The organism is Bacillus sp. FSL W8-0519 (genome assembly GCF_038005585.1).
Classification (GTDB): Bacteria; Bacillota; Bacilli; order Bacillales; family Bacillaceae_G; genus Bacillus_A; species Bacillus_A paranthracis.
The window spans coordinates 3,033,694-3,046,319 of the sequence record NZ_JBBOTL010000001.1; the positions used below are offsets into that span (position 1 = coordinate 3,033,694).

Here is a 12,626-nt window from a genome sequence, read left to right on the forward strand (position 1 = left end):
TCAACATAATGTCTCATTATTGTTAGCAAGGAAAAATGAGGAACCCTACTCTAACAAGGGAAGCTCCTTTTGTGTTCTATCTACCTATATAATTTTTATACATCCCTATTATAGTGCAGTTTTAGGTTCCTTGTTTGTTACTGAATCAGTCAAAAAACTGTATAAAATCGTTCATAATCTTAACGTGGAGGTTTTTCAAAATACTGGAGGTATTCTTTTGATTATAAAACAAAAGTATCAATTGAATAGGCTTCTTTAGCATCCCTACCTTTCTATACATCACCAGATATGAAACGAGGGTCGTCTCATATCTAGTAATTTACTTGGTTAGCTTAATAGGTATGGAGTAGTGCCCCTACAAACAAAACCCACCAGAAACATCTATATTCTGCCCCGTTACCCAGCGGCTATCAGAAGAAGCAAGAAATGCTACTGCATCTGCAATATCTTCAACTTGCCCAATTCGTCCGAACACAGATGAATTCGTAGCAAAATTTCGTATTTCCGGATCATCTAGCAATTTTGCATTGATATCTGTCTTCGTATATCCAGGCATAATTGTATTCACTGTTATACCTCTTTCTCCAAGATGTTTAGCTAGAGGCAGTGTCATCGTATTTAAAGCACCTTTACTTAAGCCGTATGCAATGGACCCTGTAAAACCAAGTCGTACTTCAGCTGATGAAATGTTAATAATGCGCCCCTCTGCTCGTAGTAACGGTAATGTTTGCTGAATTAAAAAGAATGGTGCTTTCATATTTACGGCCATAATTTCATCAAAAACTTCTTCTGTCGTATTTTCAATCGTCCCTTGTGTACCTATCCCTGCATTGTTTACTAAAATATCAATCTCTGATGTACCAACTCTTATTTGTAATTCACTCTTTAATTGTTCTACTAGCTTTTTGACACCATCAATTGATTTGAGATCTGCTTCAATTAAGAACACCTTTCCTCCATTAGATTCAATCTCACAAATTGTTTCATCTGCAGCTGACTTATTTCGTCCGTAGTGAATCGCAACTAATGCACCGTCGTTTGCCAATCTCATCGCAATCGCGCGACCAATTCCTCGACTCGCTCCTGTTACTAACGCTACTTTCCCATCAAGATTCTTCATTTTTTCCATCCTTCCTAAATTTACGTTTGATAAAAACCTATACTTATATTTTTATGTAAAAACCAATTATTTTAAATATATATTTATAGGTAATTTAGTTCGTTCACTTATGATATTATAGTTATAGTTTGTGATTCACTTTAAAAAATAAAATAAGGAGGCTACACAATGCAAAATGCAGTAAAACTAGATGAAATCGACCATAAAATAATGAACTTGTTGTATGAAAATGCAAGAATTTCCGTTTCAGAAATAGGACGGATCATATCCATGACACAACCAGCTGTAAAGGAGCGTATGAATAAACTTGAAGATCAAGGCGTTATAGCGGCTTACCGAACGAAATTTGAGCCTTCTAAAATTAATAAAAACATTCAAGCATTCATCATGTTTAAAACGAGCCAATGCTCTGATTTTATCCAATATTGTAATGCCGCTCCTGAAGTAACTGATTTATATCGAATTAGCGGGGAATTTAATTATATGATGAAGGTCATGAGCGATTCGATGGATTCTCTCGCTGCATTTTTAGACTCTTTAATGCAATTCGGCTTATCGTCTCCTTTAATTGTTTTAAAGAGTGAGTTTGAGGAGAAATTGTCGTTCTAATAAAGTGATAGGCACCAGCTTTCCAAAAAAGAAAAAGGAGTGGATCATCCACTCCTTTCAATCACCTATCCCTGATTTCTCTGCGCCTCTCTAAACTCCTCCTTCACCTTCTCTAACAACCCTTCTTCCGTAATTAATCGATACGCTGTATTTGCTAATGCTTTTGCGGATGTAATTAATGCTTTATCCCCTAATTCTGAACGTGCCGCTTCTCTAAATTCATTCGTATGTGCAATTAAATCATCCGGACCAATTTTAATGTACGGGTGGATTGTCGGTACGACTTGGCTAACGTTTCCTGCATCGGTTGAACCAATACCAAGTCTTTCTTTACGGTTTACATCTTCACCTAGTAACTCTAGTTCTTCAGCTACGATGTCGTTATATGTTTTTGTTACGAGTAGTTCATCGATTTCATTTTGGAATTGATGGATTTTTACTTTTGTGCCTGTTGCTAGTGCTGCCCCTTGTGCGATATTTTTTACTTTTTCTGTTACTTCCGCACATCTTTTTCTCGTTGCTGCACGGATGAAGAATCTTGCTGCGGCGTAGTCGGGAATAATGTTAGGTGCTTTTCCGCCTTCTGTAATAACGCCATGAATTTTCACGTCTGACGGAAGTTGTTGGCGAAGTGCGTTAATACTGTTGTACAGCTGAATCACCGCATCTAATGCGTTAATTCCTTCTTCAGGTGAAGCTGCAGCATGAGCTGTTTTTCCGTAAAAATGAAAATCAAGTGGATCGACTGCTAGTGAAGGACTCGTTGTTGCTGTCTTTCCGCTCGGATGAATCATAAGCGCCGCATCAATATTTTTAAATAAGCCTGCCTTTACATAACTCGATTTTGCGCTACCGTTCGGTCCTCCTTCTTCAGCTGGTGTTCCGAAAACGACAACTTCCCCGCCAATTTCTTCAAGCGTTTCTGATAACGCGATTGCTGCTGCAACGCTAATGGTGCCGATTAAATTGTGACCACACGCATGGCCAAGTCCTGGTAAAGCGTCATACTCCGCTAAAAATGCGATTGCTGGTCCTTGTTTTCCTGAACTTTTTCGCGCAATAAATCCCGTTTCATGTCCAGCTATATTGTGCTGCAACTGAAATCCTGCACTACCTAGTAATAAACTTAACGTTCTAGATGCATAAAACTCTTGGTTACCGATCTCCGGATTCGCATGAATATCATGACTTGTTTCTATGTACTTTTCCTTATTTCTTTCGATACTCTCTTCAATTGTTTTTCTTTGTGACGCTACTCCTGTCGCTCCCATTTTTCTTCCTCCTTTTATTTTCACGTAAAAAAGCCTCTTTCTAAAAGATAGAAAGAGGCTTCTGTATATACAGTCAAACTGAGCTTCTTTCTTATCTTTCAAGTTACCTTGCTGGAATTGGCACAGTATTCATAACGAATCCGCTGCCGAGGTATCATAGGGCCAGTCCCTCCACCTCTCGTGATAAGAATTTTCATAAAATTATATTAAATTATATTCATTCTAAGTTCATTCCAAATAAAAGTCAAGAAATTCCTATCCGAATTTACCGAATATCTAAAAATCCTTTTAATACACCAATTGTCTCAGGTGCTTGCAGTCTTGCACATACGTACGGAAATTCCGTACTCCCTTCAAATATCATTTGAGATGTGAGCGGTGCGCCTGCCCAGAAGATTTCATCATCAATTACGATAAACGGGAAAGCTTTATTTTGTCTTTGTAACTTTACATTTTTCAGTGGAACTGGTCCGTCACTATACACTGTTATCTGTGCATTTGTACGCATTAACGCTTGCCATACTCGCTTATCCACTTGTTTTGTACTTGGAAGCGAAATAATAATTTTTCGTTTTGCTGCTAAAATATCTTTTAATAGCCCTTTCGTTTCCTCAAGATTCATTTCCATAAACCAACGTAATCGTTTCGATATTTTTCGTTCCCACAATTGTCTTGATGTCGTGCGATCATACACATCTCCGTGACGTTCTATATGAGCTGTTAATTGTGACAACGCTTGTTTTCTCGAAAGATTTTTACGCATATAATGGCAATCTGATAATTGAATAAACTTCCCTCTCGCTCTTGTCACTGCTACATTGACGAGGCGATGGTTTTTATGGTCAAAGAATAATACGCCAGGTCGTTCTTGCGGATAACTATCTACTGTATCAAAAATCATCATATCTCTTTCAGATCCTTGGAACTTATGAACTGTCGCTGCTAAAACAGGTATGTTTTGGTATTTCGTTCTCTGTAACATTTCTCTAATACACGTTGATAAAAAGCGAGACTGCGCCCTGTAAGGCGTCACAACACCAATGGATTGCACACCATCTAACAGTCCAATTAACATCATTTGCATTGCTACTAAACCAGACATAATGTTAAAACGAGATCCTGAAGCAGCGTCTTTTAACGAAAAAGCTCCCATTTGGCTCGTATCAAATAAAACACTTGCTTCATTTGCGAACGGCTGCAATTGCGCAAGTTCTTTACGTTCTGAAACAGACGGATGGTCGTATACTCTATTTTTATAAATAAATGAGTTTGTAAACTTAGATATATCCGCATGCATACGTCTTTGTTCCTGCAACATAAACAGGTTCGGATGTGCTTCTGATTTATTAACAGACTCCACAATCCCGGCATGGTAAAACATATCTTCGCCAAGCCATTTGCGAACGAGTTCATGGTTTGCCATCGAAATTGGAGGTAACTGTAAAAAGTCACCACAAACGACGATACGTTTTCCAAGTGAAGCAGCTAATGCAATTTGCGGAACAAACGCCATACTTACTTCATCTACGACAACTAAATCAAATGTACGCTCATAAATAAGTGAATCAATAGCACATTTCGATAAAGTTGCGCCGATTACTTTCGCATTTTCAATATATTCTTTTTCTACTTCTTTAATTTTTGCCTTTTGCTTTCGAAGATCACTTTCTATCTCTTGTATACGCTTCTTATCAGCAGATGTTGCTTTATACGATAAAATCTTTTCACGAAGCTCTTGTCGTGTCTCTTCTAAATAGAGTCTTTCTTCTCCCCAAGATCCGTTCGTCGTTTCAACTAACTTCGACGCAAGTAACGTTTCATGATTTCGTATATGTTCATGCTGACTATAACCGTAACGAACAATTTCACCAGGCGTCCATTTCTTTTTCTTTTCAATTTGCTTTGTTACTTCACTCATTAATACGTCCACTGCTGCATTACTATGAGCTAACACAAGTACCGACTTTCCTTTTTGATAATGAGCCGAAATAATACGTGATAAATTGTAAGACTTCCCTGTTCCAGGTGGTCCCCATACGTACGTTGTCGGATTATAAAACGAGCGATACGCCAATTCATTTTTCGGATTTTTCATCTTCTCAATATGTTTCGGACTACTCGTCCCATCAACAAGACGCTTTATACGATTACGTTTCAGCTTATCTTTACGCGCTTCCTTCAACCTCTCTTGCAGTTGCTCTAAAAGCTGCCACGGTTCACTGTATAAAACAGCTTCTCGTATTTCACCTTGTATATAATCATTTAATTTCAGTTCTATTTCTAATCCATGTACAGATAATACTTCCCCTGTCGCTTCCTCACCATCGAACTCAATTCGAATCGGTGAACCTTCAGGTAAGCTTACTTCCGAAATAAGCTGAAATACGTATACTGTACTTTCATAATCTGTATATAAAAAACGACCATTCATGATAGAAATTTTACTACCACCTATCGTTTTCCAATGTTTAATTTCATACGCTAATGCATAATGCCACTCTTTCATCGTTTCCGATAATGAAGGAGTTTGAGTAGGTGTATTCATCGTATAATCTCCTTCCTTCTCCCCAAACATACTTTCTCACTATACCATATAACACGCTAAAATTTGTAAGGTTTTTATCTTGCTTATTTTCTTAATTTTCAATAACATATTGTATATAATTTTCAGAAAGAAGGAATCTACATGCCAGTTAGAAGAATCGAACACGTTGGACTTATGGTTGCAAACCTAGAAACATCTATCGCATTTTATGAAGAAGTAGTTGGCTTACAACTCATTAAGAGAATGGGACACCCGAATCCAGACTTAAAACTCGCTTTTTTAGGTGTGGAAGAATCAAAAGAAACGATACTCGAATTAATTGAAGGCTACAACTCTTCCCTTCCGGCAGAAGGAAAAGTACATCACATTTGCTTTAAAGTGGATTCATTAGAGGATGAAATTGAAAGACTAAAGAAACATGCAGTAACCTTCTTACTAGGAGAAGAAATCGAAACATTACCAGATGGAACACGTTACATATTCTTCGCGGGTCCTGATGGGGAATGGATTGAGTTTTTTGAGACGGAGAGATAAAACGAAGCTTTAGTCAGCCCACAATTAACGGGATTATAACTTTATGATCCACATAAGGAGTAGAAACTGATGAATACAGTTTTTATTATCGTTTTTTGGATACTTATACTATTTCCACTTCTTTATATAATACTGATAAAGAAGTGGAATATAAAAGTAGCTGCTTTATTTGTTGGAAGGATTCTATTAAGCATTGTCTATTTCATAAATGGAATGATGTTAGGACTGCAACGAAATTGGGTAGAACCTCCCTATGAAACAGAATGGGATTTCTTTGTAAAGTCTTTACTAAACGGAAAAACTGATGCACTTATGCACTTGTTACTTCTAATTATTATCATTACTTTGGATTTAGTCGTTACATTTTATTATATTAATAAAAAGAAATAGGATATCCACTCCTATTTCTTTTTTAATGGGTAGCGCCACATTGCTATCAAGCTAAGAGTTTAAATGTAATATCATTTAAGGGAATACTTAAGATACAAATAAAATATCTTTTCGAAGTAATACTGTTTTATTAAAGTCTATCCCGAGTTGTAACTAGTTCAATGCGACTGTAAATTCTGAGTTCGGTGCGCCAGCAAATACAACGGTTCCGTTCTCTGGTAGTTTTACTTTGTTATTGTCACTAACAACAGTAAAATTGACGCATACTCCATTCTCATCATACACCGCGAATGAACTTCCTGATGGCAACTCCACAGTCATCGTTTTCCCTGCTGCCTCTTGCGGAATCGTAAACCATTTCGCATGCCCATTTTTTTGCAGCGTAACTTTCGATAATTGACCTGTATCAAGGGATTTTACGTTAGATTCACTGACGTATAAAAAGCTGGCCATCTCCATATATTCAGTACCATCCTCTGTATAGAAATGAGCTTCCTTTGTATCCCGCCCATTCATCACAGGAATTTGAATTTGATGTGTCGCCGTATTCGGACCTGTAATTTTTTTGCCGTCCCAATACCCATCCTTAATCGTAATTTTTGTGTTAAGAGGCATTAGTTGTCCTAGATAGTTCATAGAATTAAATTTTTCGTTAACGAGGTAGAACTTGCCACCCTCACGCTTCGCCCATGTAGCAGCTGTTTTCTTCGGTAACACATTGTTTTCTAATTTCTGGGCTAAATAGTGAGTCAGCACACTTTGCCCCAATCCCGGTGATAATTCATATGTGCTCTCTCTCAAATAAACTTTTCCATTCTTCTCAGTGACAAAGTTAAGCTTGGAAGTACCCTTCTCATTTATAAAGCTTCCATCCGCCGTATATACATATTTTTCTTCCGGTTTAGTTGGTAAAAACAGTTCTCCCTTCTTCGTAATTTCTATTTTGAAATTGCTGTAGCTATTTCCATAAAATCCTGCTTTTTTTACCACGTCTTGGGGCACTTTAGCCTTGACTGGCTTGCCAAAGGATTTGTCTGGTTTTATATCCTTAATTGTCCCTTTCTCTTTAAGCCTAGCTAGCAGTAATTTGTTTGCCAACAGTTGATTTGTCATGCTGCTGCCGCCGGAGGACAATACAGCTGCTGCCATCTTTTGTTCTGGAAGCACGACCAATGTAGCATGTTGCAGTATCGTATCCCCACCCTTAGTCAACGCTTTTATCCCATATTCACTAAATGGGTATAGTTTCACACTATCCCAGCCAAGACCATAGTTGACCACATTTTCGCTATCTCCCGGCCACATTCCTTTTTTATACTCTTCTTGTTCCATCGCCTTGACTGCTTTATTAGAGAGAATTTCTTTTCCCTGTCCCATAAATATTTGTGAGAATCGCACCACATCTTCTGCAGTAGAAGAGATTCCTCCCGTACCAATCACATTTACCATTTCACTAGGAAGCTGTCCCTGGTATTTCGGAGAATACAGTCCAGCCCGCTTTTCGTCTTCCCATTTGTCTTGCGATGTTATCGTATGATTCAGTTTTAATGGCTCTGTAAACTTTTGATGTAGAAATTCAGTAAAATTCATACCGCTGATTCTTTCTACCAAGATCTCAGCCAGCGTAAAACCGTCATTACAATACACTGAGAACGCGCCAGGATCTGCCTTCAAGTTTTGGTTGGACAATTGTTGCAACAAGATATCATGGGCATAAGTATCATTATCTTTAAATAAAAATGAATTATTGAACGTCGAACCTTGCAAACCCGAGGAGTGATTCAACAGCATACGCGGTGTAATATGCTTATATCGTTTATCTTTCATTTTGAAATCAGGAATATAGCGGGCAACAGGAGCATCCAAATCAACTTTTCCTTCGTCTACTAGTTTCATAACAGCCGCAGCCGTATATACCTTACTGGTTGAACCAATTCCGTATAGAGTATCTTTAGTTAGTGGTTCTTTCCCTTCTATGTCGTTCTTACCTGTCTGCCCCGACAAAATAAGTTTACCATTATCAATCAGCGCATACTGTACGCTAGTCGTCTCATAGGACTTCGTGAGCAGTGCAGCATTCTCTGCAGCAATCTTCTCCAAATCTTTGCTAGCAACTTCTTGGCTAGATACAACCGAAGTCTTACTGCTAGAAGACGCTATTGCTCCTGTTGGTAAGCTCATCGTTAGAGCCAAAGTAGCGGCTAACACCCCAGATAATTTATTTTCCATAAAAAAATGCCCCCTTAGATAAATGATCAATTTTATCTTTTATTTGTTCAATTACAAACATCACATAAACTACTATTCTGGTTTTATCCATACTGTCGTAACAAACGGTAAAACCTCTCTTTTTCACATGTACGTTAGTACCATAAATGATTTTTTATTTAGAATGCGCTTATTACTAGTTTGGTTTTCGTATAAATAAATCCTATTTATCCTCCCTCTTTTGTGCTTCCCTATATTTGTATCCTACACAATAAAAATTTCTTTTTTCTTATGCATTTCTTACAATTTCCTTACGTTCAAATCACTTCTATAATTAGATAGGTTTTATTTTAAAATCTTCAGGATAATAAATGCTTATATAATCGCACGTTATGCATCATTGATTACTGATAATGCTGCTTTATGTAAATCATACAGACAGATGGAAGTATATAGCTCTTCTTTTATGGTACACTTCAATAAAAGGGGGACAAATTTTGAAAAAGTGGATTAAAATCACATCAAGCTTAGTTATTGCTATAGCAGTTGGTATTTTTACTGGTTACAAAGTCGGTACATATGCAGGTTCAGACGTTAAGGAAAAGCAGACTGAAAGAATTAAAGGGGAAGATGTAATACTTGACCTCAATTCTGATCGTCATATAATCAATGCAATGCACAAAATGACTCATCAAAAAGTCTTATCTCACGAAAAACAAGGATTTATTAAAATGACTCCAGAAAACATCGAAACAGTACGTCGAGTAATTGATGAAAGTAATAGTGGAACCTTACAACATAAAGAACAGTACCTCAAGATTTTGGTTCGTTGGTATGAAGGCGATTTCTCTCAATCGGTTGAGGAGCATAATTTATTATGGGAATGGGACAATAACAGCACTGGTAAAGCATACGAATTAGCGACACCGGAACAAGAAGAAGCATACATTCTAGAACAAGCGAAGTCTGAAAAACAATAACAAAAACGGACCTGTTATCAGGTCTTTTCTCACATTTTCTCTGTTATAACCCTTTAAAAACAGCTTAATTCATCCAATCTTCGTTATCTTTAGTTACTAATCAACAGATATGTTCACATTTTTGTAACATGTATAGACAAGCGTACGTGTTATAATCAACTTAGCAAATTACAAATAAATTTGCATTTCCTGTGACCCTTACCTCCCAGTAAGGGTCTTACTCTTTTATAAATAATTATTTCAGTCCAATTTTCACAACGACACTTTCACAAATGTAAGAATTCTCATATATTAGACTTCATACAACCTTTTCCAAGGAACAATATACCGATACACAAATCCCTATTTATATAGGGATTTTTTTGTACGAGTTCCTCACCATCAATGTAAGAATAAAAAAAAGAAGGGGATTATCCCCCTCCTTTTACGCTTGCTCCGACTGCCGGAATTATTTCGTATACCCACGATTCAGTTCCGTTAACTTTTCATTGATGTTAAAAATTCTTACTCTAATATCTTTTACACCAGCTGCTTCAAGTCTGTTCTTGTGCATTTCAGCGTATTTTTCAGCATCTTGTTTTTCTTCAAATACATAGATACCTCCAGCTTCTTTTGTTTCTTCATTCTCTGTCCATATTTTCCAGTGGAATCCTTCTTCTTCGTTAATACTTTTTGCTAAATCCCAAAATCCTTTTTCCATTTCTTCACCAAAAGGACCTTCAAACGGAAAATCAACTTGTAATAAATATGCCATCTTTACTCACTCCTATTTTTAATATAAAATTCTTACCATTTCTTTTACTAATTATAATTTTTTTGATTCTAACGATGATACTGTTTACATTCGTATTGCTATTATTCCACCACTAATTTGAAAATCATACTATTTATAAAATACCCACAAAACGGTAGCAATTTGAACGCAAACAGTTTTAAGTTATGTTTAAAAAATATGATACAAACTTATCCCTAAACTAAGAACAAACAAAACAAGCGCAGGTATTGCTTTCTTAAAGGGATCTCTCGCTAGTACAATTAGAGTTAATGCAGCTGCCAGCATCGTACCCCCTAACAACAATCCTGCTAATAAAGCTACTGTTGGAATCCAAATTCCTATTAACATTCCAATCGCTCCTACAATCTCAAAAGCTCCAGTTAAGAAATTAAAAAACGAAGGTAAACCAAATCGCTTGAACTCGTCTGCCATTTTCCCAGAAATAATTTTCGTACCTGTCATTAAAAAGAACAGAAATAATACAACTTTTACTACATTGATTAATATTAAAATAGCAATCACATCTTTCTTATTTATTTGATACATTTACATGCTATAGCATATACAATACAAAATTTTGACTGGTACTAGGAAAAACGTGATCCTGAATCGAATCTCATACAAAATAAAGATATCTCCAACATTCCTTAAAACAAAATTATATGCTATAGCATATACAATACATAAAATAAAGTTTGTTCCTTATGAATAGCATCAATAAGGAACAAGTATTAATAGCGTGTATCATACAATTTGTTTAATAATGATTGTAATACTTTAATCTCTTCTTCGCTCAAATTACTCGTAACGAAATGGTGAGCGTCTGTCACTACAGGCAAGATTGTTTTCTTTAACTCGTCACCTTTTTCAGTTAAAAACAGGTTGTGTGAACGTCGATCTTGCTCATTCAAATCCTTCTTTACAATCCCTTTTCTCACCATTGACTGTATCATTCTTACGACAGTAGTTTGATCTTTATCAATCGCTTCTGCTAACTCTTTTTGAGTAGTGGCTCTTTGGCTACAAAGAACACTAATAATCCCCCACTGCTCTGGCGTAACTCCAAAAGGCTTTAATTTCTTCGTAAAATAATTCGTCATTTTCACATCAGTACGATGAACAAGATAGCCTATTAAATCATGTAAGTTCATATATCACCTCTATAAATTAATATATAAAAGAGTATAGCATACCAGTCAATTATTCACAGTGAATGTATTCATTTTATTAATTATATGCTATGGCATATATATTATAGTAGGTCATTTTAATTGTCAAATGAATTACCTATTATTTTTTTATGTCAAAACCACCTCTATACATTATAGAAGAAATGAATAATTTGATATATTCCTCTGACGATTTCTCACTTGTCGTTTTGTAATGCTCTAATAACATTTGATAAAATATGAAACTTACAGACAACCCAAACACCTCTAAGGATATCTCACCCAGTTCTTATTGCCACAAGATAAGAAACATATAATTAATTAATCACCTACATTAGCAACTAAAACATCAAGAAAAGACATTCCAAATATGGAACGCCTTCTTTTTTATAAAATCATTCACTTAAATCTATTTTCAAAATATACTATTCAACACGCTTAAATCTTCTATTTAACATAATCACTCATTTATCTAAAGAATTTGATTACGTGCATAACGCCCTTCTAACGTTTCCTGCAAAAATTAGTGAATCATCAATGTCTTTGATATTAACGTAAATTAAATTCAAATCATCACATAACCACTCATGGTGTATAGACGAAACAATTATTCCTTGTTTAAGAATTGTAGCAATAAATCCGTTGACTTTTTTTGTAAGAGCGCTACCCGTCCTAGACATAATGCCCTTCCAGTGTTATTATCTCTTGATTTAAATGAGGAGGAATTTGTTATTCTAAAACGTTTTCCTAAGATAGTTGCCTTTATTTTATGCTGATTTATTGTTGCCACGCATTTTCCACCAACGAATCCTTCTTGGCCACTGATAATTCTGGCAAGCTGTTGAGAAATTGGTTCCTCATTAAACACCATACTTTCAATCATCCCCCTTTTACTGTAAGGTTATGAATGAATACATACATTTGAAACAGCAATAAATCTTTTCAGTTACAAGAAGAAAATAACAATCTAATGAAACCTGTTAACCTAATTATATTAATGGAGTTTAATGGTATGATTTGAATAA

The 12,626-nt window shown here is 36.0% G+C and carries 11 protein-coding genes, 1 pseudogene and 1 riboswitch; of the genes and pseudogenes, 4 read left to right on the forward strand and 8 right to left on the reverse strand.

Annotated elements, in window-relative coordinates; translation table 11 throughout:
- Positions 1–355: 355 nt before the first annotated feature.
- Entirely contained in the window at positions 356–1,120 is a 765-nt protein-coding gene (locus NST14_RS15945; RefSeq protein WP_229142797.1) for an SDR family oxidoreductase, read from the reverse strand.
- Between the two features lie 168 nt (positions 1,121–1,288).
- On the opposite strand from NST14_RS15945, the gene NST14_RS15950 reads away from it, so the two are divergent.
- A complete protein-coding gene (locus tag NST14_RS15950; RefSeq protein WP_001178573.1) occupies positions 1,289–1,729 on the forward strand; it encodes an Lrp/AsnC family transcriptional regulator in 441 nt (146 codons plus the stop codon).
- A gap of 65 nt (positions 1,730–1,794) precedes the next feature.
- On the opposite strand, the gene NST14_RS15955 is transcribed toward NST14_RS15950, so the two are convergent.
- Together NST14_RS15955 and NST14_RS15960 are read right to left on the reverse strand one after the other, a co-directional pair.
- Positions 1,795–3,000, reverse strand: coding sequence for a M20 family metallopeptidase (locus tag NST14_RS15955; RefSeq protein ID WP_000501353.1), 1,206 nt, complete (start codon positions 2,998–3,000; stop codon positions 1,795–1,797).
- A gap of 88 nt (positions 3,001–3,088) precedes the next feature.
- Positions 3,089–3,190: riboswitch (SAM riboswitch) on the reverse strand.
- A 75-nt stretch (positions 3,191–3,265) separates the two neighbouring features.
- The gene (locus NST14_RS15960) at positions 3,266–5,575 is read right to left on the reverse strand and encodes an AAA domain-containing protein (RefSeq protein ID WP_229142798.1); all 2,310 of its coding nucleotides are present in this window, start codon (positions 5,573–5,575) and stop codon (positions 3,266–3,268) included.
- A 111-nt stretch (positions 5,576–5,686) separates the two neighbouring features.
- Here NST14_RS15960 and NST14_RS15965 point away from each other — a divergent pair, with 111 nt between their 5' ends.
- Positions 5,687–6,079 (forward strand): VOC family protein, encoded by a 393-nt coding sequence (locus NST14_RS15965; protein WP_001145273.1) that lies wholly within the window; start codon positions 5,687–5,689, stop codon positions 6,077–6,079.
- A 69-nt stretch (positions 6,080–6,148) separates the two neighbouring features.
- Complete coding sequence (locus tag NST14_RS15970; protein WP_229142799.1) at positions 6,149–6,469, forward strand: hypothetical protein; 321 nt, start codon at positions 6,149–6,151, stop codon at positions 6,467–6,469.
- Positions 6,470–6,622: 153 nt separating this feature from the next.
- Here the strand turns inward: NST14_RS15970 and NST14_RS15975 are convergent, their stop codons facing one another.
- Complete coding sequence (locus tag NST14_RS15975) at positions 6,623–8,698, reverse strand: serine hydrolase domain-containing protein (protein ID WP_061536548.1); 2,076 nt, start codon at positions 8,696–8,698, stop codon at positions 6,623–6,625.
- A 476-nt stretch (positions 8,699–9,174) separates the two neighbouring features.
- On the opposite strand from NST14_RS15975, the gene NST14_RS15980 reads away from it, so the two are divergent.
- Entirely contained in the window at positions 9,175–9,657 is a 483-nt protein-coding gene (locus NST14_RS15980) for a PRK06770 family protein (RefSeq protein ID WP_000758844.1), read from the forward strand.
- A 448-nt stretch (positions 9,658–10,105) separates the two neighbouring features.
- Here NST14_RS15980 and NST14_RS15985 read toward each other — a convergent pair whose 3' ends face one another.
- The 4 genes and pseudogenes from NST14_RS15985 to NST14_RS16000 form a co-directional block, all read right to left on the reverse strand.
- Positions 10,106–10,411 carry a monooxygenase gene (locus NST14_RS15985; protein ID WP_000323755.1) on the reverse strand — a complete coding sequence of 102 codons (306 nt, stop codon included), beginning with the start codon at positions 10,409–10,411 and terminating at the stop codon, positions 10,106–10,108.
- 189 nt (positions 10,412–10,600) lie between these two features.
- Positions 10,601–10,978, reverse strand: coding sequence for a DoxX family protein (locus NST14_RS15990; RefSeq protein ID WP_000284352.1), 378 nt, complete (start codon positions 10,976–10,978; stop codon positions 10,601–10,603).
- Positions 10,979–11,163: 185 nt separating this feature from the next.
- Positions 11,164–11,583, reverse strand: coding sequence for a MarR family winged helix-turn-helix transcriptional regulator (locus NST14_RS15995; protein WP_001048557.1), 420 nt, complete (start codon positions 11,581–11,583; stop codon positions 11,164–11,166).
- Positions 11,584–12,086: 503 nt separating this feature from the next.
- A pseudogene (locus tag NST14_RS16000) lies at positions 12,087–12,472 on the reverse strand (DUF1259 domain-containing protein).
- Positions 12,473–12,626: the final 154 nt, after the last annotated feature.